The 23,752-nt window shown below is 39.7% G+C and carries 27 protein-coding genes; 14 read left to right on the forward strand and 13 right to left on the reverse strand.

Annotated features, from left to right (window positions below):
- The first annotated feature begins 403 nt into the window (after nt 1-403).
- Nucleotides 404-595 (forward strand): hypothetical protein, encoded by a 192-nt coding sequence (locus FN960_RS05200; RefSeq protein ID WP_143847562.1) that lies wholly within the window; start codon nt 404-406, stop codon nt 593-595.
- Between the two features lie 328 nt (nt 596-923).
- Nucleotides 924-1,106 (forward strand): hypothetical protein, encoded by a 183-nt coding sequence (locus tag FN960_RS05205; RefSeq protein ID WP_143847564.1) that lies wholly within the window; start codon nt 924-926, stop codon nt 1,104-1,106.
- A 105-nt stretch (nt 1,107-1,211) separates the two neighbouring features.
- Here FN960_RS05205 and FN960_RS05210 read toward each other — a convergent pair whose 3' ends face one another.
- Entirely contained in the window at nt 1,212-1,781 is a 570-nt protein-coding gene (locus FN960_RS05210) for a hypothetical protein (protein WP_143847566.1), read from the reverse strand.
- A gap of 230 nt (nt 1,782-2,011) precedes the next feature.
- Here FN960_RS05210 and FN960_RS05215 point away from each other — a divergent pair, with 230 nt between their 5' ends.
- The 5 genes from FN960_RS05215 (at nt 2,012) to FN960_RS22750 (ending at nt 7,445) form a co-directional block, all read left to right on the forward strand.
- Nucleotides 2,012-3,511, forward strand: coding sequence for a glycosyltransferase family 2 protein (locus tag FN960_RS05215; RefSeq protein ID WP_143847567.1), 1,500 nt, complete (start codon nt 2,012-2,014; stop codon nt 3,509-3,511).
- A gap of 692 nt (nt 3,512-4,203) precedes the next feature.
- A complete protein-coding gene (locus tag FN960_RS05220) occupies nt 4,204-5,445 on the forward strand; it encodes an MFS transporter (RefSeq protein WP_143847569.1) in 1,242 nt (413 codons plus the stop codon).
- Between the two features lie 167 nt (nt 5,446-5,612).
- A complete protein-coding gene (locus FN960_RS05225) occupies nt 5,613-6,077 on the forward strand; it encodes an RNA polymerase sigma factor (RefSeq protein WP_143847571.1) in 465 nt (154 codons plus the stop codon).
- Nucleotides 6,074-7,267 (forward strand): hypothetical protein, encoded by a 1,194-nt coding sequence (locus FN960_RS05230; protein ID WP_143847572.1) that lies wholly within the window; start codon nt 6,074-6,076, stop codon nt 7,265-7,267. Before FN960_RS05225 ends, FN960_RS05230 begins: the two co-directional genes overlap by 4 nt.
- A gap of 13 nt (nt 7,268-7,280) precedes the next feature.
- Complete coding sequence (locus tag FN960_RS22750) at nt 7,281-7,445, forward strand: hypothetical protein (RefSeq protein WP_185970931.1); 165 nt, start codon at nt 7,281-7,283, stop codon at nt 7,443-7,445.
- Nucleotides 7,446-7,639: 194 nt separating this feature from the next.
- Here the strand turns inward: FN960_RS22750 and FN960_RS05235 are convergent, their stop codons facing one another.
- Nucleotides 7,640-8,704: a hypothetical protein gene (locus FN960_RS05235; RefSeq protein ID WP_143847574.1), complete on the reverse strand. Its 1,065-nt coding sequence runs from the start codon at nt 8,702-8,704 to the stop codon at nt 7,640-7,642.
- Between the two features lie 198 nt (nt 8,705-8,902).
- Between FN960_RS05235 and FN960_RS05240 the strand changes: the two genes are divergently transcribed.
- Nucleotides 8,903-9,109 (forward strand): hypothetical protein, encoded by a 207-nt coding sequence (locus tag FN960_RS05240; protein WP_143847576.1) that lies wholly within the window; start codon nt 8,903-8,905, stop codon nt 9,107-9,109.
- A 48-nt stretch (nt 9,110-9,157) separates the two neighbouring features.
- Here FN960_RS05240 and FN960_RS05245 read toward each other — a convergent pair whose 3' ends face one another.
- Nucleotides 9,158-9,565, reverse strand: a complete 408-nt coding sequence (locus FN960_RS05245; protein WP_143847578.1) for a VOC family protein — start codon at nt 9,563-9,565, stop codon at nt 9,158-9,160.
- Between the two features lie 78 nt (nt 9,566-9,643).
- Between FN960_RS05245 and FN960_RS05250 the strand changes: the two genes are divergently transcribed.
- Nucleotides 9,644-10,180: a dihydrofolate reductase family protein gene (locus FN960_RS05250; RefSeq protein ID WP_143847580.1), complete on the forward strand. Its 537-nt coding sequence runs from the start codon at nt 9,644-9,646 to the stop codon at nt 10,178-10,180.
- A gap of 39 nt (nt 10,181-10,219) precedes the next feature.
- On the opposite strand, the gene FN960_RS05255 is transcribed toward FN960_RS05250, so the two are convergent.
- The 4 genes from FN960_RS05255 to FN960_RS05270 form a co-directional block, all read right to left on the reverse strand.
- Nucleotides 10,220-11,587, reverse strand: a complete 1,368-nt coding sequence (locus FN960_RS05255) for an extracellular solute-binding protein (protein WP_438799697.1) — start codon at nt 11,585-11,587, stop codon at nt 10,220-10,222.
- A 16-nt stretch (nt 11,588-11,603) separates the two neighbouring features.
- Nucleotides 11,604-12,431 (reverse strand): carbohydrate ABC transporter permease, encoded by an 828-nt coding sequence (locus FN960_RS05260; RefSeq protein WP_143847582.1) that lies wholly within the window; start codon nt 12,429-12,431, stop codon nt 11,604-11,606.
- A gap of 13 nt (nt 12,432-12,444) precedes the next feature.
- Nucleotides 12,445-13,374, reverse strand: a complete 930-nt coding sequence (locus FN960_RS05265; RefSeq protein ID WP_185970932.1) for a carbohydrate ABC transporter permease — start codon at nt 13,372-13,374, stop codon at nt 12,445-12,447.
- A 111-nt stretch (nt 13,375-13,485) separates the two neighbouring features.
- Nucleotides 13,486-14,853 carry a family 4 glycosyl hydrolase gene (locus FN960_RS05270; RefSeq protein WP_143847584.1) on the reverse strand — a complete coding sequence of 456 codons (1,368 nt, stop codon included), beginning with the start codon at nt 14,851-14,853 and terminating at the stop codon, nt 13,486-13,488.
- A 136-nt stretch (nt 14,854-14,989) separates the two neighbouring features.
- On the opposite strand from FN960_RS05270, the gene FN960_RS05275 reads away from it, so the two are divergent.
- Entirely contained in the window at nt 14,990-15,826 is an 837-nt protein-coding gene (locus FN960_RS05275) for a helix-turn-helix domain-containing protein (protein ID WP_143847586.1), read from the forward strand.
- Nucleotides 15,827-15,844: 18 nt separating this feature from the next.
- Here FN960_RS05275 and FN960_RS05280 read toward each other — a convergent pair whose 3' ends face one another.
- The gene (locus FN960_RS05280; RefSeq protein WP_143847588.1) at nt 15,845-16,141 is read right to left on the reverse strand and encodes a hypothetical protein; all 297 of its coding nucleotides are present in this window, start codon (nt 16,139-16,141) and stop codon (nt 15,845-15,847) included.
- 81 nt (nt 16,142-16,222) lie between these two features.
- Here FN960_RS05280 and FN960_RS05285 point away from each other — a divergent pair, with 81 nt between their 5' ends.
- The gene (locus FN960_RS05285) at nt 16,223-16,648 is read left to right on the forward strand and encodes an NUDIX hydrolase (RefSeq protein WP_143847590.1); all 426 of its coding nucleotides are present in this window, start codon (nt 16,223-16,225) and stop codon (nt 16,646-16,648) included.
- Nucleotides 16,649-16,770: 122 nt separating this feature from the next.
- Here FN960_RS05285 and FN960_RS05290 read toward each other — a convergent pair whose 3' ends face one another.
- The gene (locus FN960_RS05290) at nt 16,771-18,087 is read right to left on the reverse strand and encodes a hypothetical protein (RefSeq protein ID WP_143847592.1); all 1,317 of its coding nucleotides are present in this window, start codon (nt 18,085-18,087) and stop codon (nt 16,771-16,773) included.
- A 273-nt stretch (nt 18,088-18,360) separates the two neighbouring features.
- Here FN960_RS05290 and FN960_RS05295 point away from each other — a divergent pair, with 273 nt between their 5' ends.
- From FN960_RS05295 to FN960_RS05305, 3 genes are all read left to right on the forward strand, one after another.
- The gene (locus FN960_RS05295; RefSeq protein ID WP_143847594.1) at nt 18,361-18,975 is read left to right on the forward strand and encodes a chorismate mutase; all 615 of its coding nucleotides are present in this window, start codon (nt 18,361-18,363) and stop codon (nt 18,973-18,975) included.
- 18 nt (nt 18,976-18,993) lie between these two features.
- Nucleotides 18,994-19,311 carry a hypothetical protein gene (locus tag FN960_RS05300; protein WP_143847596.1) on the forward strand — a complete coding sequence of 106 codons (318 nt, stop codon included), beginning with the start codon at nt 18,994-18,996 and terminating at the stop codon, nt 19,309-19,311.
- Nucleotides 19,312-19,458: 147 nt separating this feature from the next.
- Nucleotides 19,459-19,857, forward strand: coding sequence for a RidA family protein (locus tag FN960_RS05305; RefSeq protein ID WP_143847598.1), 399 nt, complete (start codon nt 19,459-19,461; stop codon nt 19,855-19,857).
- Nucleotides 19,858-19,940: 83 nt separating this feature from the next.
- Here the strand turns inward: FN960_RS05305 and FN960_RS05310 are convergent, their stop codons facing one another.
- From FN960_RS05310 to FN960_RS05325, 4 genes are all read right to left on the reverse strand, one after another.
- Nucleotides 19,941-20,426 carry an SRPBCC domain-containing protein gene (locus tag FN960_RS05310; protein WP_143847599.1) on the reverse strand — a complete coding sequence of 162 codons (486 nt, stop codon included), beginning with the start codon at nt 20,424-20,426 and terminating at the stop codon, nt 19,941-19,943.
- A 61-nt stretch (nt 20,427-20,487) separates the two neighbouring features.
- Nucleotides 20,488-21,858, reverse strand: a complete 1,371-nt coding sequence (locus FN960_RS05315) for a hypothetical protein (RefSeq protein WP_143847600.1) — start codon at nt 21,856-21,858, stop codon at nt 20,488-20,490.
- Nucleotides 21,851-22,384 carry an RNA polymerase sigma factor gene (locus tag FN960_RS05320; RefSeq protein ID WP_143847601.1) on the reverse strand — a complete coding sequence of 178 codons (534 nt, stop codon included), beginning with the start codon at nt 22,382-22,384 and terminating at the stop codon, nt 21,851-21,853. The genes FN960_RS05315 and FN960_RS05320 overlap by 8 nt, the downstream gene beginning before the upstream one ends.
- Before the next feature lie 115 nt (nt 22,385-22,499).
- Nucleotides 22,500-23,732 carry an MFS transporter gene (locus tag FN960_RS05325; RefSeq protein WP_143847602.1) on the reverse strand — a complete coding sequence of 411 codons (1,233 nt, stop codon included), beginning with the start codon at nt 23,730-23,732 and terminating at the stop codon, nt 22,500-22,502.
- Nucleotides 23,733-23,752 lie beyond the last annotated feature (20 nt).

The raw sequence follows: 23,752 nt of genomic DNA on the forward strand, positions 1-23,752 counted from the left end.
TCGCGCATTCTCAAATTTTTAGATCATTTCTTCATAGGGAAGGCGCACTCGAGCTTGGTTTTTGCGCCTTATTCATTTTTTCGAGCATATCGGCTCCAACTTCGCGCAATATCAGAGTGATTCCGCGCATTTGCCCCTTTTTTACCTTGGTACTGATCAACTTGTCTCTTCTGCTAATAAGTTAGCATGCTTCTATTTATACGCTTCATACAAACGTAAAAAGTGAACATTAAGTTTGTAGAAATGATAATGATGTCGACAAAAAATTGTGAAATTTTCTTTATATTTACTTGTAAATTCATTTTTCGGTTTTATATTAAATCTAAGCAGATAAAAAATGAATAACTCCTTATTTAGGTTTCATAGGTTGTCGTAGTTGTTTTTACAAAAGGAGGCGATTTAAGTGAGACAATTTAGGATACTCGACTACATTATTATTTTTGTTTTGTCTTTCGTATTTTTTATTATCCAAATCATTGGTGCGCCAACCTTAGGTACGGTTTTAGGCGTCATTTTATTTGCTGCTGGGGTATCACTTGTTTTAGGTACGATAACAAACTTAATTCGTTTGCTTTTCAGAAAGGTTGAAAGCTGAAAATAATAGGGAATGCAATGCCAGCATAAGCATGGTTTGCTCCTACCCATATAAAAAACATTAGCAAAGAGCTCATTCTCTCTTCTGCTAATGTTTTTTTATGTATTTATTTTTTTACAACAATTTGCCCTTTTTCGAGTCGCTAATTAGTATTCGCTATACACAAAACGTAGCTTGTAATAAGCCATAAATGATATATACCTATCTATTCCCCCACTTGTATGAGACAATAAAAAGATAAATCATCCGTACTGAGTGAATAGATGAAGATCTGTTCACTCATTTTTTTTAGATCTACTGCTTTCTAAAATTCTTGGAGGGGATCTATATGTATCGTATTGTCTGTCAAACGATTAAGCAAACAAAGTCATTACACCGAGAGCATAACAATCTAACAGAAAAAACGTTCACCACGTTCCAAGAAGCAAAAGATGTAGCGTCAAAGATGAATAAAGAGAATGCTGACACCCACATCTGGTCTGTTGAGCAGGTTTGGTCCATTTCAAAATAGGATTTGCAGCTGAACAGGCATGTTCCTGTGCAGCAGCTCCTCATTTTTCTTTTCATAGAAGCAACTTTTTACTATCACCCCGTTTAACTTGTCCCACCCGCACCATCAGCTCCTCTCCCGAATGGCTCTTACGATACGCTGGGCTAATGTACAGAACCTTCTAGCATCGGAGGGAGTCACTTCATGTGTACCTTGCTTTGTGGCGACATCTTCATGTAATTGATGCATGTTGTGTAGAAGTTTCATCGTGTGACGATCAAGGACTTTTTTCTTTTTTAACCATTTCCAATAAAGCGTTATATCTCCAGTATTTAAGCTTGATTGCTCTTTAATGATGTCATAAATGCTACTCTCTACAATGGACCACGTATAGAGAATTGCTGCTCTAGGTGAAAAAGATGCAATGTCATCAACTTGGTTCGTCAGCCGTATCATGCTTTCTACGTGCCCCTCAGCTGGTTCATGTGCGTTCAAGCTACGTGTCTGTCCTCCTGCACTCGATTCCATTTCAGTCAACCGCTCTGCAACATCCACATGCACCTCTCGAAAGGAAACCCTTCTAATAGAATAAATAAATTGAACTAAATGCTCTTTAAATAGTAAAACTAAAACAAACACAACCGTTGGCCAGATAACTGAATGAATAAGGGAAGAGATGAATTCAAGTGTGTTCATACCATACCTCTCCTTTACTGTGACGTATATACCTATATATGTTCTCCTCTCCCTTGTAGACACGGTCCTTTTCCCAGATTAAAAGACCCACACGCGACTACCGACCTACATAAATACCCAAACTTTTTTACCTTTTCATTTTAAAAAACCCTCCACTTCAGTTCTTTTGTTCTATATATCGAAATAGAATGACGTAGAAGTTGTTCATTGCTGATTTTTGGAGGGGTAAGATGAATTCATCAATTGATCTGTCAGGACTGAAAAGAGTATATGTCAAACCACGTATTGTCGCCTTTATACCTGCACATAACGAAGAACACTCTATTCGAGATTGTCTGGAAGGGTTGGCCGATCAGGAACTGCCGCCAAATATCGAGCTTGATATATTTGTTATTGCGGACAATTGCACGGACAAAACTGAGGAAGTAGCCTTTACCGCTGGACATGAATTAAATTTACGCGTAACTGTATTGCGAACTGAGGGAAACAAACAACGAAAGGTTGGAGCATTAAATACAGCCTGGAAGAGTATTTATGGAGATGTAATGGATCTGTATGATCAACAGCTAACCCCTTTCCAAGAAAAATATCGTCAGGGAGTGAAGGCGATACTTGGAATGGATGCGGACAGTCGCATGGCTCCTAATGCATTAATCAATCTTTGGGCTGGCCTGATGAGTGCGAGAAATATTGGTGGGGTCATGGCAAAATATACGATGAGAATGCCTCTCAAAAAAAGTTCTATTAACCGGGATGATCCCCATTATGAAGTAAAAATGAAAAGTGGAAAATATGGCGGTCCGATTCAACGATGGTGGACCCATCAGCAAAAGCAGGATATGGCAGCGTGGCTCTTAAACCTCCAATATCACGGAGGGAGCACCTATGTTCTAGGTGGACAGGCTACATTATTCCGCCCAGAAGCTCTGCAGAAAATTGTCGATGAAAATAACCTTGATGGTCCATGGCAAAACGATAGTGACGTGGAAGACATGCTACTGACATGGCAGCTGCAAAAGCTAAAATGGAAAACACTCATTAGTCCAGATTCCCGGTGTTTTGTTGATGCTATGCGCTCTTATCACACATATAGGCAACAGCGAAACAAATGGCGCGGGGGAACCGTGGATTTGTTAACAAATAAAGAATTAGAAATTAAGACCAGACATTTTGGCATGCTCTGGCGATCACAGATTAAGACTTTCATTGACCTATTTATACGTGTGCTGTTTTTTGTGCTAATGACCGTTGCGATATCTACGGACCAATTTACTTGGTCTTGGTTTTGGATTATCCCTATCGTTCTAGCATCTATTCTAAATATCATTCTCGCATTAAAGACTCCGATGAGCCGACCCATTGACGTCATTTCTGCAGGACTCGTCGTCAGTACGGAAATCTATCTTTGGGTCAACTTTATCACCTTTATCCAAGTGTGGATCGACAAGCTCTCCCCTTACAAAAAAGACGGCTGGGCCCAACAATATCAAGCAGAGTCGGGGAAAACAAAAAGCAAGCTCTGGCAAGGAATGAGCCTATTCATTCTCTTCATGACAGCACTCGTGCTAGGCGCAATCCATTATCAAGATTGGCTAACCAGCGCCACAGTTCAAGACGCTACAGCTACCTACCTACAAGTCGGCTGGATCATTCTAACCTACCTCACCATTTTCGCTTCATCCGTCATGGTGTATAAAATTTGGACATTGAGAAGTAGGCATACCGCGTGATGCCGGGGCTGGGGCTCGATCAAGTTAGAATGCGCGGAAATGCGTTGAAATTGCGCGATTTCAGTGAGGTGTTGCTCGATAATTTCTATAATGCGCGTTAACCTTGCCAGTGTGCGCGATTCCCATGATTGCATGCTCGAAAATTCTCAGAATGCGCGAAAGTAGAGGGATCGTGCGCGATGGAATGGAACGGGATGGTACTCGAACAAGCTCAAGTCCTCATTATTGTGTAAATAGTTATACCACTCCCTACCCTAAAACAAGCGGAAAAAATAGACAGACCGACACCTGCAGGGTAAAAAGGAAGCCACTGAAAAACGATCTTTTTAAGGCTGCAATCGTCCTCCAATTGTTAAAGTCAGAATGTTAGCGGAAGGAGAACCCGTAGACTCCTGCGGAACAGAACGAGTCTGAAGACATCGAAGTGGTGGTTTTCCGCTTCGAGGGCTGAGGCCGTTCTTGCGGGTGCTAGGGTTCTCCTGTAGCGGCGCCATTCAGCTCATTCTTACATGACTTTTTTAGTGGCCTCGATAAAAGGACATAGCCCGTTAGCTCAGGTACTCCCGCGGTATTTAAAAGCACATAAAAGGTTAGCAGCCCACTCGGCTGCTTTTTTATTTCTATTCCATACCAACAGTTTATTTGTTTGAAACGTTACATAAGTAGATCAAACAAACTGTGGGGTGGATTCGATGGAACGTGGATCGGTGTGGAAAAACAAACAATATATGAATGTGGTCATTGCACAGACCTTTTCTTCTTTTGCGGATTGGATGTTTTTGATATGTATGCTGGCGATGGCGGCGGTGGAGTTGCGTGTTTCATCGATTGAAATCTCAATCTTGATGCTGGCGTTTGTTATTCCTCAGCTTTTTATTTCGCCTTTTGCAGGCGGCTTGGCTGACCGGTTTGATCGTAAATATTTGCTGTTATTATCAGAGATAGGTAGGGCGATGGTTGTTCTACTTACTCCTATCGCTTCCGACATTTATTTCCTCGCGATGATTCTACTACTCTTGAGCCTGTTCAAGAGCTTTTTTATTCCAGCTAAAAATGGAAAGCTTAAAGAAGTGCTTCATCCAGAACAACTGCAAGAGGGGGTTGCCGTGAGCGGAATGATTGATAACGCAAGTAAGATATTCGGCCCGTCCTTAGGTGGCCTATTGATAGCTATGCTCCATTTCTCAACACTCTTCTATGTGGTCAGTGTCGCTTATTTCCTTTCTGTTGTAGTTCTCCTTTTCTTAAAAAAAGACCAGTATTCCCTCTCTCAAACAGAACAAGCTACGACAAAGAAATCCTCTATAGGCTTGGAGGGATTTCAAATGATTGCGTCCTCTCCATTTATTTTTGTAGGCATGATTGCTATGGCAAGTGGGTTGTTCTTTATTCAATTGATTGATTCACAGCTTGTTTTATTTTTAGATCAATCGTTTCGCAACACATCACAGATGCTTGGTTTCTCTATGGCTGCAAGTGGGGCAGGTACTTTACTAATTACGGCTCTTTTACGCAAGCGGGCGATCCGTGATTATTATGCAAATATGTACCATGGCGTTTTCGTTCTGGGTATTTCTTTCTTTCTTGCTATTTTATGTACGTATATACCTGAATATTTAGCGTTACTTATTATGCCTATCTGCTTCTTCATTGGTGGGTTTGCCATTGGTCTTGTGCTCGTAACCTTTCAAATCACCGTTCAGACATCTACTCCTGTTGATAAGATAGGAAGAATGTTTGGCGCTATATCATCGGTTAATAGCTTAGTAACAATTTTAGGCCTAACGTTAGGTGGTGTCATTGCACAGATAGTAGGTGTGAGCTTAACCATATTAATTACGGCCATTTGCTTAGTCATTCTTGCAATGGCTTTAAAAATATATGAGATGAAAAATTCACATACAACTAAGCCTGTGATGCGTCGATTGAATTGAGTAAACACCATTAAGAAGCTAGGACGTGATATTCGTTGCTTCACATCATCCTCCCTCTTTCTACCCATCGTTAAATTTTTTCATTTCTCACCAACACTTTATCATTCTCATCCGTTATCTTAATGAGAATCAGGTACACTAAAGAAAAAATGTTGGTGGGATAGCTTATGAATGTGCAGGACATGTATTTGGATCTTGAATTAGATATCAAACGATTTGCCCTGTCCATTTCGCGGCATGAACAGGAGGCGGATGATCTCATTCAGCATTCGTTTGAAAAGGCATTATCGCAGCCCGATATGACTTCTTGGGCACGTCACAAACAAAAGGCCTGGTTTTATAGGGTGATGAAGAATGCGTTGATTGACGAGCGCCGTAAATACCAACGTGAGCAGGAATGGGAGGATACCTATGAACCCGTTTTCTCCCCTATCGGACTTTCCTCTTTAGAAATGACTGAGCTTCTTAGCAAGCTTCCGAAGGTTCAAAGTGACATCGTCTTTAAGCGCTATTGGATCGGCCTATCCAGTAAAGAAATTGGGCAGCAAACCGGATTAACCGCATCAACAATTCGCTATCATTTAGCTCAAGCAATAAATACTTTACGTATGTATCTAGAGGAGGAATTATGATGGGAAAGAAGATTGGTAATGTCGGGACATTAAACATTGTCTCTGCAACAATGGAAAGCATCAACGAAATTGATCGTATTGAAAATGTTGGGGTGGTTTTGCATTCTCGGGAAACAGCTTATCTCCTACCTCATCTAAACATCGGAAATGTCGGTTCAACAATTGAAGTAGACAACAATATACGTAAAGCCACAGGACGTTTCATTGCAGATGCAAACTATCTTCAGTCCTTTGAAAACCCTACTACAGTTATGGTTATGGGTGCGCTTATTATCGATAAAGATGTAAGTATAGAGGATATAAAGCACACCGAGTGTCAATTTTATGTGAGTGGTGTTGTCTATACGCCTGAGCATGTAAAAGGCGCAGTTGGATCCATCTTAAACGGATATTCTGGCATGATTGAAACCTATGGTCAATCTCTCCCAAGGATGGAATATGGAAATATTAACATGACAAACGGGTACCTAGAAGGTTTACACGATCAAAGTGCCTTGGTTGCATCAGGAAAAATAACGCTTCATGAAGACGTGGATTTAGCTCTTTTTTCTAAAAAGATTGCTAGCATCGTGCTAAATGGTAAAGCAATAATATCCGAGAATCAGGAAAAGGTATTCTATGAAAAAGCCACAGTAAATGGGAAGGTCGAGGTCACTCCGACTGGCTACCTAAAGCTAAGTAAATCCCTGCAGCTCACTAATCGTTCGATCAAACGTTTTAAAGAGAGCTTGCTATACACTAGCTCTCCACTCATTTTTGATAAAACCGTTTCGCGGGAAGCGATGCAGAGCGCCTTTGCATCGATCCATTCAACCTCCTATATTATTTGCCATGAAGAGATTGAAGACTTAGTTTACGAATGTCTGAATCGATTTGAGACAGATGTTATCAGCTACACAGACAGCTTTCGCTTCGTACAGAAGGAACAATGGGAGCAAGAAGATGCAGAAGCGCTGGATGAGGATACCGTGGTAATTATTCATACGGACCTTACCTTGACGGACCGTGTTAATCCTGATCTATTAACGGAAAAGCTTTCAGCCATCCACCTTTTTGGCACATTATACGTGGCAAATAGTGCACAGAAAGCCAGTGTACAAAAACTTCTTGCAACCCCAAAAGGCAAGATTTTAGATACATCCGTAGAAAAGAAAAACTCATTCGGGAATATTGGTGAACTTTCACTTTAAAGGAGGGTGTCCCATGCAAACAGATGATTTACAATATGCCAAAGCGAGGCTTGAACAGTTTCGACAAGAGGCTCGTCAACACGCACTAGCTTCGGTCATCAAACGAAAGCCCTTTTACCTTAAAAAGAAAATTGGAAAGTATGTATTCTCAATTAAACAATGTGAACCTGCTAGCTAAAAACAAGGGAACCGTTGACGTGCGGTTTCCTCAAGTTGTTCTTGATAAACATGAGCATTCTTTGATGTATAGATCCACAGGTGTCGGTCCTCCTATTTTGTCCGGTTGTTAAGTAGTGGAATGATTATTCACACAATAATAAGGATTTCCCCACTTGTTTTTGGTATTAGATCTTTCTCTATTGATGAAATCACCTAATTAGAGAAAGAAAACACCGTCCTCGCGCGCTCCGTTTCATTCACCAAAATCAGTTCTTCTGCCTCATAATCTAATGCCGTGAGTTGAAGGACATGTTCAAAATCCTCTATCTGCTCTTCCGTCCATTCTGTATCTTCTGTTTGTGTGAAATGGATCTCCGCAACACCGTCATTTAGCTCGGCCGAATCAATTTCTATTGAGTCTGGGATACCTGAGGTGTAGAGGACGTTCTCCTCTTCTACCGCTCTCATATGTTCAACAGCATCCGCGAAGTCCAGGCTCTCTACCTCATCGTTATAGTATTCTAACTCAGTATACGCACCACTTACGTAGGTTGAGCCTTCTACGTCATTGTCTGTGACAACAAAATATCCCCGTGTTCCAACCTTTTCAACCTCCAACCCATCTAGCTCTCCTGTCTCGCCGAACGACACACCTTGCTCATCCTCCACAAAGAAATCAAGCTGATTAATGCCGTAAAGGGCGCTGAGCTCAAATAACATCTCTTGAAATTGTAATTGTTCCGTAGAAGCAAGCGTTATTTGAACATCCTCAGTAAAAATAAGCGACGCCGTTTGACCTTCGATGGTTAGCTCGTCAAGTTCCTCTAGCACCTGATTGGACGTCGTATCACCCTCTGTTAGCGACTGCTTCAATCGTTCTTCAAGCGAAGTGTCATCTTCCACACGTTCAAAAGCAATGGTAAATAGACTAAGTGGATGTTCATCAGTAGCTTGAGTTCTTGTACTTGTTAAAGTGTAGGCATCTTCCACTTGTTCCTCTTGATATGGCTGTTCCTCTGTCTCTGTCTCGACTGGGTCTTCTTCTACTGTTTGAACCTCTTCTTCCGATTCAGGCTCAGACTCATTTTCAGCAGATTCCTCTTCTATTTCTTCCTCATTCATTCCATCTATTTCAGCATCCTGTTCCGGCTGACTTTCATCGTCTACAACCACCTCTTCTGCTGGTTGCTCATCCGTTGTCTGATCATCTTGCTCGGCACAAGCAGCTAAAAGCACTGCAAGACTCGTGACTCCTATAAGAACCTGAAATGATTTCATGTTTATCCCCCATCGTCTCTCGTTTCTTAAATAGTAGAAAACCTATACCCTTTAGTGGCAGTCATCAAAACAAAAGACGCAGGGAAATTTTATAAAAACTTTAAGAAACACTAGGAGGGTCTTTAAATTATTGTTAAACTATCTTAAAATGATTTTAAAAAAAATCTAGTTATATTTTTCCCAACCGAGGTGGCACACATGACAAGACAAACTAGAAGGATCTTTGTTTTTCTTGGAAGCTTCATTATTTTAATGGGACTTTTCTTAGTGGCATCAAAGATATATTTTAACTCTAAAGAAATAAGACTTGCGAGTGAGCGTTGCATCGAGGCTGGTGGCGTGGTAAATCTAGAGCAGTCTCAATTTAATTTAAACTATACGTTTTCCTGTGAATTAGAATCTTGAACACCGTCTAAGCCTTTGTGCATTAGACGGTGTTTTCTAACCAATTAATCATTCCGGTAGATTCAACTGCCAGGACACACCAAACGGGTCTTCCACCCAGCCGAATTTTTTACCGAATCCGTAATCTCCTAAAGGCATTAAAACCTTACCTCCATCAGAAAGCTTTGTAAATACAACGTCGATCTCCTCTTCGTCCTCACAATGGACAAAAAGCGAGACACCAGGTGTGATATCCCAATCATGCTTAACAAAGCTATCACTACACATAAATGCTTGGCCATGAATGGAGAAGACCGCATGCTGGATAGTGCCCTCCTTACCTGGTCCTTCCACTCCATAACGTACCTCATTCTCAATTCTTGCATCCTTGAAAACAGATGTATAGAGATCCATTGCCGCCACAGCTTGTCCTTCAAAGGTTATGAATGTGGTGATCTTCTGTTGATTTTGAGCCATTGTTTTATTTCCCTCCATTTTATAAGATCATATATGTAGTATATATTGATGATAAGGCAGAAGAAAGGAGAGCAACCGATGACAAATCGAAAGCTTACGTTGTTTATTGCTGCGAGTTTGGATGGGTATATTGCAACAAAGGAGGATTCGCTTGAATGGCTATTTGCTGTGGAAGGTGAAGGCGACAATGGCTATTCAGCATTTTATGAGATGATCGATACGGTTTTACTAGGAAAGAGAACCTATCAATGGTTGTTGGACTTTGAATCAGAGGACTTCCCTTTCCCGTATAAAGATAAGGCATGTTATGTATTTACCAACTCAAACTTACCCGCCCATGAGCATGCGACATTTATAGATGATGATGTAACGTCATTTTTGCAGGAGCTTAAGCAAAAACCAGGAAAGAATATTTGGCTTGTTGGTGGTGGGGATCTGATTCACTCCTTTTATGAGAAAGATTTAATTGATGAAATCATTGTTACTGTTTCGCCGGTATTATTAGGCAATGGCATACCACTGTTTAAAGAGTCTAATCATTCCTTAAATCTTACACTCAAACAGACGCAGACCTTTAATCAGTTTGTTGAGTTACATTATGAGGTGAGGCGTTAAAAGAGCGCAGAATTTAACCATTCTACGCTTCTAATCTTCCTAACGAGCCCGCAACCACTCCGTACTCTCTTCCTGCGCTTGCTTGAGCGCTTGTTCAGGGGTGATATCACCAGTTAAGGCTCCTTCAACTTTTGACTGTAATATATATCTAGGCTGAGAAGAAGCCCAAGGATATCGCGGAGTCACGGCGGTCGTCATTGCCTCCAAAACAGGAAGCATTAAGTCGTGCTCCTTGATACTATCCCATTCTGTTGCTTCATCTAACACTGGAGTACTCCCCCATTCCTCCCATAGATATTCTTGAACAAATGGATGTGATGCAAACTTTATAAACTCCCATGCTAGCTCTTTGTTTGTTGATTGATTAGCAATGGCTAAAGGACTACCTGAGAATGTTCCTCCGATCCCTTCTTCATTTTTGAAGTTTTCTACAATTCCATATTGATCCTCAATCCCTTGAGCAAATAGTGTTTTTAAATCACCAGGTCCTGTATTTATTGAAATCGCTACATTATTCTCAGGTGTATTCCATTGCTCATTCCCTTGACCATTAATGAATCCTGCGGGCACATATTCTGACATTTCTATCATCCAATTAAGTGCTTCAAGCATTTCTGGAGAGTCAAAATTCAATTCAATTTCATCCCATTTGTAGCCTTCTCCCCACGAACCATTTAACCCTTCCATTACATTTGTTAGAGCTAGAGATGTATCATTTGTACCGGTAAAGTAAATTCCATAATTATCTCTTTCGGTTACTGGATTGGTTCCCGTCATGGCCTTTGCCTTCTCAGCGACTTCTTCTAGAGTCGGTTTTTCTGAGAGGGGTTCAACTTCCCATTCTGAGAATATTTTTTTGTCATATTGAATAAAGCGAGAGTCACCTAGAAACGGTAAAGAGTATATTTCAGGCTCATCATCATCTGGACCGAGTGTCATCCACCCTTCTACTAAATTATCGGAAAAATGGTCTAAGCTATATTCATCCTCGTCTATTAATGGCTGCAAAGGTTCAAGTAATCCTTGAGCGGCAAAGTCGTTCACACCAGGCATCTGATACACATCCGCCTCGTTTCCTGCCATCATGGCTTGGGTATTCGGGACATAGTTTCTCCACGGCATAATCACAAAATCAACAGTAACTCCATGATAAAGTCGTTCAAATTCATTTTTAATGACATACAATCCTTGTGACCTTTCACCAGTTATAGGGTCGGTCGCATCTTGTAGCTGAAAATCTCCTATCAAAACAACTTTAAGGTTTCCTGACCAATCTCCTTCCACAGGATCCTCATTTGATGTTCTTGTTACTGTCTCTTCACTAGATCCTTGGCATCCCGTCATGAAAGCTCCTAATAAAAACATCGTTGTAGCTACAAAAGTAAGTCTATTCTTCAAAACCACCATCCCCTTTTAGCTGTATCTATTCTTTAATTCCGCTTAAGGCAATGCTCTGAATAATGTAACGTTGAAAAAATAGGAATACAATAATAATTGGGACAACACTCATCGTTGCTAACGCCATTGTCATACCAGCTAAAGATGTTCCATTCTCAAGTGAAAAACTCGCCAAAAAGATCGGAATTGTATGCAAATTCTCATCATTTAGCACAACAAGCGGCCACACAAATTCATTCCAATTTCCCATAAAAGATAAAATGACTAATGTGGCTGCAATGGGTCCCGCTAAAGGAAGATATACTTGAAAGAACGTTCGAAACTCACTTGCACCATCAATTTGTGCTGCCTCCCTTAAGCTATCAGGAATACGATCAAAGTATTGCTTACATAGAAAAACACCGAATCCATATAGAATTGATGGCACAATGACAGGCCATAAGGTATTCAACAATCCAGCCGCATTAAACATTTGATAGAGCGGAATCAATCTAGCTTCAATTGGGATCATCATCGTTGCTAATACGAAGAGAAACAAAACCTTCTTCCCTTTAAAGGTACCCTTTGAAAATGCGTAGCCACCTAACAGAGCAGCACTTACTTGTAGCGTTACAGACGCTAAGGTGACAATTGTTGAATTTAGATATGCTCGTAACAGTCTGCCGTTTTCAAATATGATGCCATAGTTAAATGCCCCTAATTCCTCTGGGATAAATGTAGGTGGAAACGGAATTCGCATATTTGCTAATCGATCAAAGCTAACGCTTACCATCCATAAGAATGGTGAAACGATGATTAACCCTACGACTAACAAAATAATGAACATGGTGTATTGAGCAAGCTTATCTCGCATTAGATCCTCCTAACTAAATTTTCAACCTAGTGATTTTTAGATTGAGCATTGTAAAGAGTAAAATAATAATAAAAAGCAAAGTGGTTGCAGCAGATGCTATGCCAAATTCGAATCCACCAAATCCTCGTTCATAGATGTACGCAACCATTGTTTGTAAGGATCGGTTGGGACTTCCACCTGGTCCACCTAGGACAAATACTTCGTTAAATCGTTGCAACCCTGAAATCCACCCCATAATAATGAGAAAAGCAAACGTTCCTGACATGTTTGGGATTGTAATGTAAAACCATTGCTGAAGCTTCGAGGCACCATCAATTTCTGACGCTTCATACAGTTCTGGTGAAATGGCTTGTAAATTCGCTAAACAAATGATGATGACAAATCCAACCCAATGCCATACTGTTAGTAAGATCACGCCCCATTTAGATGTTGACGGATCTGATAACCACGGAGAGGTGGGTAACCATAACATTTCCAATAGATAATTCAATAAACCCAACTCAGGATGTAATAAGAAGGCAAAAATCATGGCTGCTGCTACAATTGATGTTACATTTGGAAGAAAGAACAACACTTTAAAAAAGCTTTTAAACCGCTGAATTCGATTAATCATACTTGCAATCACAAACCCAAGGGGAATAGCGATCAGTAATTGAAAAAAACCAATATAAAACGTGTTATAGACTGAATTCCAGAATGCACCTCCTGCAATAATTCGTTCGTAATTCCTTAAACCAACCCAGTTCTCTATGGTCCCATTGGAGCTATAAAAACTTAACCTCACCGATTCAAAAACAGGGTAAGCAATAAACAATAATATACCTAGTAATGTTGGAGCCAAAAAAAGATACCAGGTAAATGATGCTTTTTTCTTTTTTACATGCAAGTATTCTAGATTTTCATTAACACCTTTTCTTTTAAGTTTACTTTCAATCGACATCATATCCCTCCTCCGACAAATGAAATCGCTTACATTTATTTCTATAAATAAAGGACAAGCATTATATTTCTCAATACCAGCTTTGTCCTTTATTTTTTGATCTGCAGGCTTAGGCTATGAAATAATTTGGATCGCCTCTTTCTCTTTCTCTAAAAGCTCCTTAATGATTTGATCCGCATCTTCAATCGAGTTTATAAGAGGATCCGTTAGCATCGCTCTTCGAAGTTTATTGAAGTCTTTTTCTACAACTGCTTCAGCTGTTAATTCATGTGTATCTAAGACCACTTCCTGTAAACCTCTAATTCCTCTTGGCATTTCTCCTACGTGAAGTGGTTTGACTTCGTCTAACGAGACCTCACAAAGCAATTCAAGAAAGGCATCATCATTCATGTTAGTTACGGCTCCATTATTAGGAATATTAATATAGAAAGGTTGCTTCGATCCAGACACCATCGCTTCAATAACGTCTGTTGCATGATCTGGACCATAGGTGCTCATATAATTCTTAATCGGGGTTTTCTCCGTGATAAAATCGTCTATTTCTTGCCACATCTCATCGTGCCTTTGGTATCTTTCTTCTGTTTCCCATATTGAAAGAGGTGGTATGACTGATTTATTCTTCCCAAGTCCTTGCCAATATGGAACATATTCTTTAGTATGAGCAGTACAAGTAGGTACATATCCAAATATTTCATACAATTGATAGCTTATGGCGTCATTATAAATCGCCTTTGCTCCTGTATCTCCACCTACTGTCTCCGTTTCAGCTGATTGTCTTAGAGACTGGGCAATGGCAGGCAATAGATCTTTTCCGTTGTATTCTGCTTTTAACAACCAAGTGAAATGGTTCACTCCAGCGATGCGCAAATCGAATTGTTGATCCATCTCCTTTGTGTATTCGCTTTCATTTTTAATGAGACCAGCTCTCTTAGCATAGATAATCTTTTTATGAGGCATATGATGCGAATCACATAACGCAAAACTTTTCAGCTTTGGAAAGTATTTATTTAAAGCCATACCATGAACAGTTGAAGGATTAATATAATTAATTACCCAAGCGTCTGGACAGATCTCTTCAATGTCTTTAGCGCAGGCCATAATTTCAGGTAACTCTCTCATGGCACGGAAGATGCCTCCTGGTCCAATCGTGTCACCTGAACACATCCTGATTCCGTATTTTTCAGACACTTCACAATCAATGCCTCTATACTTCACGGTTTGATTTGCAAAGCTTAGAATGACAAAGTCAGCATCTTCAAGTACGTCCTTTCGCTGGAGCGATCCTTCAATACGGAGCTTTACATCATTTTCTTTAACCACCATCTCTGCCAATTGAACTAGTTTCTTAAGTCTTTCCTCATTAGTTTCAACGAGTGATAAAGTGCCGTTGTTCAAATACGGCGAATGGACCATTTGCCATATGGCTTGACGACCAAAAAATAAGCTTCCTGCTCCTAGTACAACAACCTTTGGATGTTTCATAATCTATCCCCTCCCATATTAGCTATGTCTTAAATTATATGAGAGCAGAAATTATTTAAAATAAGATAAAGTATGTTCTTGATGTCTTAGAGTAAGATTGGACGTTTTTTAAACTACCTACAAGGAGATCTCCTACATGACAAACCTAGGTATTTTTAATACGCTTTCTGAATTTGTGATTATAAGGATAAATGTGGCAAGTGAGATTACACACTTTGAGGGATGGGTGGAAAGTAAAAAACATCTCGATTACGATTTATGGTATATAGAGCATGGGGAAATTGAGCTTCGTATACAGAATGAGGTTTTTATTGTTCGAGAAAAGGAGCTTGTTCTTTTTAGTCCCAGAATTGCTTATACAGCAACTATAATCAGTAAAAGTTGCACATTTACCTTTACTCATTTTGACTTTTCTCTTGGGGAGCATACCCACATCTTAGATAACTTTGATTTAACAGGCATCCTCCATCGCCATTTAGTTGAGCAGGAAATACAAATGTACTTAGAAGCCTATTTACAATACAAGAAAAGCATACCTATGTCTGCCATTCGCTTAAAGGGCAGCCTCACAATGTTGCTATCAAAGATTATAGAGAATTATGGGAACGGTCAGTATACCGGAGAGTTTAATAAATACCTCAAGGATACGAAGAACATTGCCGATGATATGACCAACCTGCAGCCCGTCTTTACATACATCCAAAATAACTACTCTACATCGATTCGCATTCATGAGCTTGCAACGATCGTCGGCATGTCTGAGAAATATTTCATCTCCTATTTTAAACGCGCGATTGGTGTTACACCAGGAAGATATATTCATCAATTAAAAATGAATGAAGCAAAAAAAATGTTATTTAGCAAAAAATATACTATCCAACAGATTGCTAACACGTTAGGTTATTCAGATGCCTATAGCTTTTCTAAATCATTTAAAACGTACTATAAGGTCTCTCCTTCTGAATTTGTTTAACGCCGGGGCATTGCAGCCCTATGAATACACAAACATTGAAAGCGAAGCAAAGAAGAGGAATATCACTCCAGTAAAGACTGACATGAACAATACGGATCTACTCTTTGCATACCCAGAAACATAATCCGCTATTGAAATACTAATAAGACCTATACCAAAGATCACATTACAGATAAATCCGTACAATGGGTTTAAAGGCATTCCTGACTCTCGATTTATAAAATCGATGAGAAAAAAGGTTGCGGCAATGAGATAAGCAATAAAAAATAAACTACTACTTACCCTTCTCCACTTCGGTTGATCGCGCAGCTTCAAATCTAGTACCTCCTCAGGAAAATTTCACCACACATGATATACTACTAAATATCACCTTTTTTAGAAAGTGGGGCACTTTGAATGACTTTTGTACCACCTAAACATATCGTTTCAGCTGCTACAATTGTTTTAAATGATCATAATGAATTGCTTCTAATTAAAGGGGCAAGACGAGGTTGGGAGATGCCTGGTGGACAGGTGGAAGAAGGGGAATCTCTAACGGCTGCTGCCATTCGGGAAACAAAGGAAGAAACGGGTATTGATATAGAGATCATTTCCTTCTGCGGTATTTTTCAAAATGTAGAGCATTCCATCTGCAATACGTTATTTCTAGCGCAGCTCGTTGGAGGTATTCTAACCACCTCGCCAGAAAGTCTTGAAGTGGGTTTCTTTCCAATTGAGGACGCCTTAAAGATGGTAACATGGAACAACTTCAGAGAAAGAATCGAAAGATGTCTCGATAAAGAATCCCAACCCTTTTTTGTGGAATGTCAGGGTAAGATTTAAACGGGCAATATTTATAGTCAGAATAGATAAGACGCCATTCAAGGAATAGAAAAAGTTAAAGCTACATATTTATACAGGAAAAGGTACTCTCTTCTAGGGAAAGTACCTTCTGTTTGACTAAGTCACTCCCCGAAACCTCTATGAACATCTTCTCCAAACACATAATATGTAATCCCAGTGGCGTCCCTTCTACCCTCTTCTCCTCCACTTGATGTGGCAAAATACACTTTACCATCATGTGTATGGACAGAAGATGAAACCATATTAAGAAAATGTTCTTCAATCGGAAAGGTGTTCATGACTTCCCCGCTTTCTATATTAATAAGCGCAGCGAATTGGTCCTCTTCCCTGACTGAATTTTCATTATTAAAGAGACTCAAAACGAGAAATTCATCTGTTCCTTCAAAATAATGATACTTATAGTCTTCATCTACTGGAATGAAATGTAGTTCCTCTTGAAGTTGTGAATCAAACCATCGAATTCCTTCATCATCTAGGATAATTACATAATCCTCCGTCACTACAGGAGGAAACAGTTGATGACGATTCGTTGAATGATCAAGATGCAGCTCTTCTTGTGCATTTCCTTCATGATCATAAGATCTTAGCACATCTTCCATATAATCTAACGTATAGATGTACTGACTATTGGAAACTGGTACAAAGCTTGTATCTTCCATCTCGTACGCTTTCTCAAGCGTTTCTTTTTCGTACACTATGATAGGTTGGTTTGGATCCATAATTATATAATAGTTTTCCAATTCAAAAAAACGAAAACTTGCGGAAGCATCAAGCATCGTCAGATACTCTCCGCTTTCTCGGTCGTGAACGACTAAATAGGTACCGTCCCCTTCAATATGAGAGGCCAAAAACATCATATGCTCCTCTGACGCATATACTTGTTGAACTCGTCGAAACTCCTCATTTTCATAGGTTTGCTCAACTTCTCCTGTATCAGTGGATAGGGCTGCAATTCTTGCATACTTATATTCTTCGTCATAATCTGCAACAAAGAATTGATCCTTGTAAACTGTGTTTCCATCATAATTCCCGTCATTTATAAAGGACCATGTCACTTCCTCATCTTGCAAGTTATAGTTAAAAGAAGCCGTTTCTTGTATTGATCCTAAAAGCTCATGATGTCCATAGAACATTCTATGTGTAATCGCGTCTTCAAACATGTCACCCTGTAAAGAGCTATACTCCACTTTAACAGCCTTGTCTTGATTTATATCTTCAAACGTTCCTAATGGATAATCAATAAGATCCATTAAATTATCCTCTTGCTGAGTCACGTCTTCTTCCATAATGTCTGTTTCTTCCTCTACAGGATTCTCATCACTTGTCGTTTCTTTTATTTCAGTCTCCTCAGTCGAACAAGCCACGACGATAAAAATTGAACAGACGAGCATTATATTAAGCTTCCATGATACATTCATATGTACAATAACCCCTTTATATATATTTACCCATATTTTAATACCCTATTTTTTTACAGAACAAACCAAAAGCTTTTAATCTTGTAAGGAAAACGTTGTTAACCCATATCAAAAACGTAGCGGAAATGTTTACTTTTTGCTGCTAAGAGATGAAACCTAGAGGACTAAATTAAAACAATCAACCGTTAGTTTTTTTGTTCTCCCTTAACAAACCTAAGTGATCTCAGTTAAAATATAGAATGCATAGATATTATTAACTACGGAGGAGATCTCTTGTACCATTCATCATTTGAACCCCCTACTGACTACTATGATCCATCCATTCAAGATATTGATGAACAGATCTGTAAGCTTGTCAATGAACGAAAAAAACGCTCGGACAATAATCCTGGCTTTCCGCCTCAGAGGCTTCTCTCTTCTTGGGCCAAAGAGTATCAATTCTATGAAGAGTTTTTAAATGGTCTATTTTCCACATTGGTAAACGAGGACCTTCAGCAACCTATAATTGTGCCAAAAGTTTTTTTGAAAAACATTCCTATTCTTAAGGCACATGGAGAGAATGATGTGTTTTATTCCATGACAACGATGCGACAATTTCAAAATGCGAGTCTTATTTATTTAACGTGTGATCGCTATATTCCAGCTGAGGCGTTGCATCAGCATGAACACCATGAATATCCTCATTTAGAGCTTTTCATTGAGGGTGATGACAAGACCTACAACTGTCAGTGGCAGGGTGGTGGCGGTTCAGCAGATCACATGTCTAACACATATGTTGTTTCACCCCCACTTCCTGATGATGTGAGCGGATTGACGTTCGTATTTAGAGAATTTAAAACGCCTTCTAAAAGAGAAGCCACAGGTTATGAATTTACGATTATGTGTTAAAGAAAGGTGGGTACTTTTATGAGCCAACGTAGACAAGACACGCTTCGAATCATTGAATTTTGGTTGTTTTTAATTGGAGGATTTACACTTACCTATCATCTCGTGGGTCCGTTTTACAACATGTTTGATATTCCGTTTTTGGGCAATGTCTGGGTCAACTGGCTTGGGCTTTCTTATACTTTATTTGCAATCTATACGTTAGGTTTTGGCCTTATTCTATTTAGACAAAGTGACTTCTATAGACAGCGCCTATCCTCTGGTCTATTTTGGTTATTAAGCGCTGGATCTGTTTATATTTTTGTCGTTCCGTTTGTTGTTGGAGAGAATCCATTTTAATTGAGTTATTTAAACGTTTATTTAACATTAGGACTAGAGTCCACGCTTAAGTGTTCATTCGTTTCTTCGATAGCCACTCCCGAAAATGGGTGTACGCTAATCGCGGGATGAAAAGTCTTGCCAAAACACAAATATAGGAGTGTCCCCATGAAAACATCTAGAAACCCAAATGGAATACATGCACCTGTTGCCCCCTACGTCCACCAAATTGAAGTAACTGGTCCTCATAGATGGCTAACACTATCGGGACAATTAGGCATGGATGTTAATAAATACGTACCTGAAGATCCATTAGAACAATTTGAATTAGCACTGGATAATATTAAATTTAATCTCGAAGAAGCGAATATGGGAATAGAAGATCTCACCAAGCTAGTCTTTTATTTAGTAGGAGAATTTGATACAGATAAACGGAGACAATTGGTTAAAGACTTTCTTGGCGATCATCTTCCGTGTACTACAATGATTTACGTCGTAGCCTTGGCAGCTCCTTCATTTAAAGTTGAAATTGATGCTTGGGCTTGTAAAGAGATTGAAGAACAATAAGTGAAAAAAAGGACGTTCTACTTTGAGCTAGAACGTCCCTCGCTATTTTTTTGTTTGCTAAAGCTTCTGGTAAGAAAGCCCTCTTAAACAGGCCTGTCTTCCATAAATTCCGCCAAATTCTCCAGTGTTGATCTTAATCCTTCGTCATGGTCCTCTTTCCGTATTCCTTCAGGTACATTTTCGCATATAATATTTACTTTTGTTCCTTCTGAGAAGGGCTCAAAAAGCCAGGTCTGAATCATTTTCCCCGCAAAAGCAGGGTCCTCAGAATCAAAGATGATCGCTTGAACAATTTTGTGATTTGGGATGATTGTTAAGAACTCTGCTTGAACAACATCTGTATTATCTGAAGATTTACCCGAGGTGGTTTCATCTAGATCATGATACGTAAGAGTCATTTTATACATACCGCCCTCTCTTGCATCAAACGCATCTATTGAACCCGTCATCCCTTCAGGCGGGAGCCAGATCATTAACTTCTCTGGATGAATAAATGCTGAGTATACCTCTTCAGGTGCCGCATGAATGATACGTGATGCGGTATCAACTCGACTTGATGGATTAGACATGATTTGATCCCCTTCCTTTTTACTTCATCACTTCTCTTTTTAGGTAGGGATGTCCTTCATTTTATTCAAATATGATCTCTTGTTGAAATTTATTAGCTAGCCCCCATAGACTCGGGCCAACAAAACCTTCGCTATGATCGTCTTCGGTGTAGATATAGTACCACTCTCCTTGCTTCTGCACTAACTCAAAAGACCTCCCAATTTCATTTTCAGTATCAGGGTTTTCTCTATGTGAAAACATAATTTCACTTAAACCATCTACTCCTTTGTGGTCAAGACCGTAGCCGTCAATTAATGTACGTTTAATATCCTCCAGAGGGATGCTTGGATCTATTTTTCCAAAGGAGTAATAACGGTGTTCCTTTGTACTTTCATCCGAAAACCTCCACTCCGTAAAACCATTGCGCTCAATTTTTTCAAGCGTTGCCCCTTCCCTTATATAACTAGTGAAACCGAGCTCGTGTTCATACAAGTGAAGATCAACAAACTCCCATTGAAACCCTCCCATCACCATTGTTAGGAAGGTTGGCCTTCCGTGCTTTTGATCGTAGGGACCCTTTGATACCTCGTAATCATCTGACGGTGTAATTGAGCTTAAGGTATAATACGTGGCTGCCAGCTGACTCGAATGATTGGTTGGAACCTCTGAAAAGAAAATAAGTTTCTTATCAAAAAGGGTTGCTTCCACATAATCATATAAACGCCCTTCAGGTTCATTTATCATCGTGACCATCTTCGTTTCCTCGTCTAACTCTATGGCAAATCGCTCCTCAAAACCTAGCATAAATAGACCATCTGTGACGGGGTGATTCTCCATATAGCTCGCTAGTTGATCAGTTGGAACCACTGTTGCCTCGGTATACACATAATCTGCAAGTAAGTCTGATTTAGCTTGCTCCATTTCATCTTGAGTTGCTTCTGAATCAAAAATGAGGATGGTTTGATTTAAACCCGTTGTCCCATTAATGATTGTTTTCGTTCCATGTTCAATCTCTTCCTTGTTTACGATCCAATCCTCTAAAACCATGACCATCAATTCTTCCCTGTGAATAGACCAGCTATGCGAACTTGAACCCACATCAAAAGGTTCTCTCACAAATACATCGGAGAGTAGATCTTCATTAACCCCGATTTCATCGATTTCTATTTCTTCAATTTCTTCAATGTCAAATTCACTATTCTCTATGTCTTCATCTCTATTCATCTCAACTGGCTCAGCTGGTTTGTCCTGACTATCAAACGTAGGCGCTAAGGCGAGTGCCAATACTCCAGCCACACCTATTGCTCCTATACTAGCTACAAGTGCCACGCGATTTCTTGGTTTTGGCTTCTCCATTTCATCTAAACCCTTTTTAAAGGCGGTGAGGCTTTTTTTATACGTATGATGAGGAATTGGTATATATTTCTTACCTTTATCATGATGGTTATCCATTTCTGACTCCCCCCTCTTGAAGCTGAGTCTGCAATAGCTTTTTTGCCCTTTTTTGTGTAGACTTCACGGACATGACGGATACCCCAATGATACGTGCGGTATCCATCAGAGAAAACTCTTCAACATAGCGCAGGTGAAGGACTCTGCGATATTTAAGTGGCAATTGTTCAATTGCTTGCTGTAGATCTGAGACACTTTCCAAATCCTCAAAACTACTATTATGCTCCAGCAACTCTTCTTGCAGTGGAACCGTGTTTAACTGATTTGTGTGTTTCCTGTAATAATCAACAATCGTATTTTTTGTAATGACATACATCCACGTCTTGAAGGAAGATCTCCTCTTAAATTGATGCAACTTAGTAGCAACCTTATAAAAAACCTCTTGAAGAATTTCTTCAGCATCTTCATAGCTCTTTGTTTCTGTATAGATATAATGGTAGATTTGCTGCGCATACCGCCTATGTAATCGTTCCATGGCAATTTCATCGCCTTCAAGTATCTGTTTTACTAACTCATTATCCTCCAAGCTTCAGCCCCCCTTCATTACTATAGACGAAAAGAAATGCCCAAAAGGGGCACGAGTTTATCAATCATTAACAAAAACTCCCTTGAACGTCTAAGGGAGTTTTCTTTATGTTTACTTACATTGGCTTTAGTTGATCCAATGGTACACTGCTACCTTTGTACTTAATTAGAAAAAGCGCAGGCAAGACGAGCATGAAACTGCCAAAAACCAAAGCTAGATTAGAATTCCACTCTGTTAAGACCCCTGCTAAAAAGGTAGCAAGTATTGAAGAGAGCCCACCTACTACATAAACAGCACTTCTCACTCTAGCTAGAAAAGCGTCGGGTGTCACGCCTTGCTGAACCGTTAGTTGAACAACAAAACCCATTGATAAAGCGCCATCAAATATCAGCATTCCTATACACATCAGCACAAAGTGACCAGAAAGTATAAATACGACACCAACCGCTGAAATAATAAACAAAGCACACAGCAAGTAAAGCCAGTTCATCCTTTTAAACCGGTTCATAATCAGTACACCGAGAATATTTCCAAGCCCGGCAAAGGATAGAATCACCCCAATTGCTGACTCCGATAGGTTCAGAGTTGTGCCAGCATGAAAAATCACACTTAACACAATAAATATTGTGGCAAAGCTTAAAAAAAATGTAGCTATTGAAGATGCTTTTTGTGCAGGATTGGCATATAAAAACCGGACTCCCTCTTGTGCCTGTTGAGAAAAAGCTTGAAACCCTGCTCTCACGTTTGTTTTTGCACCATCAATCTCTATTTTTACGTACGTAAAGCGAAGCATCACAATTAGTACAGCTGATATCAATAACAAGCCACCACACAGGACAAGAGTAATGCTTGCGCCATATTGCGCAAGAAGAAACCCTCCTAATGCTGGTCCAATCAGCGTAACATACGCATCTGCCCCTTCAAGTAATGTATGCGCAGAGAATAGCCGCTTACGTCCAACTATCTTCGGAATAATTACTTGAAAGGCTGTGTTGTGAAAGAGCGTCACTACCCCTATTAAAAATAAGTGACACGCGATTATAACAGGTTGAACCGTGTTAGAGTGAGTACTAAAGGCAAGGCTAAAGATGAGCAGAGCTTGTATAAAGCTACTGCTAATTAAGACGAATATAGGATTTCTCTTCTCTACAATCGTTCCTACTGGAATAGAGAATAGAATCGAGCCTACTTGTTGTGATAAGAGTACAAATGCTGTTATCAAAGGCGATCCACTTAGACTCAAAACAATCAGTGGAATGATCAGCTCACGGAACCGCTCATTTAATACTTTACATGCTTGATGAAACCAGAGCTTTGCAAAATGAGTATTTATAAAAAAATTGTTCATGGACGGTGTCTCCCTATCTT

The organism is Alkalicoccobacillus porphyridii (assembly GCF_007293315.1).
Lineage (GTDB): Bacteria > Bacillota > Bacilli > Bacillales > Bacillaceae_D > Alkalicoccobacillus > Alkalicoccobacillus porphyridii.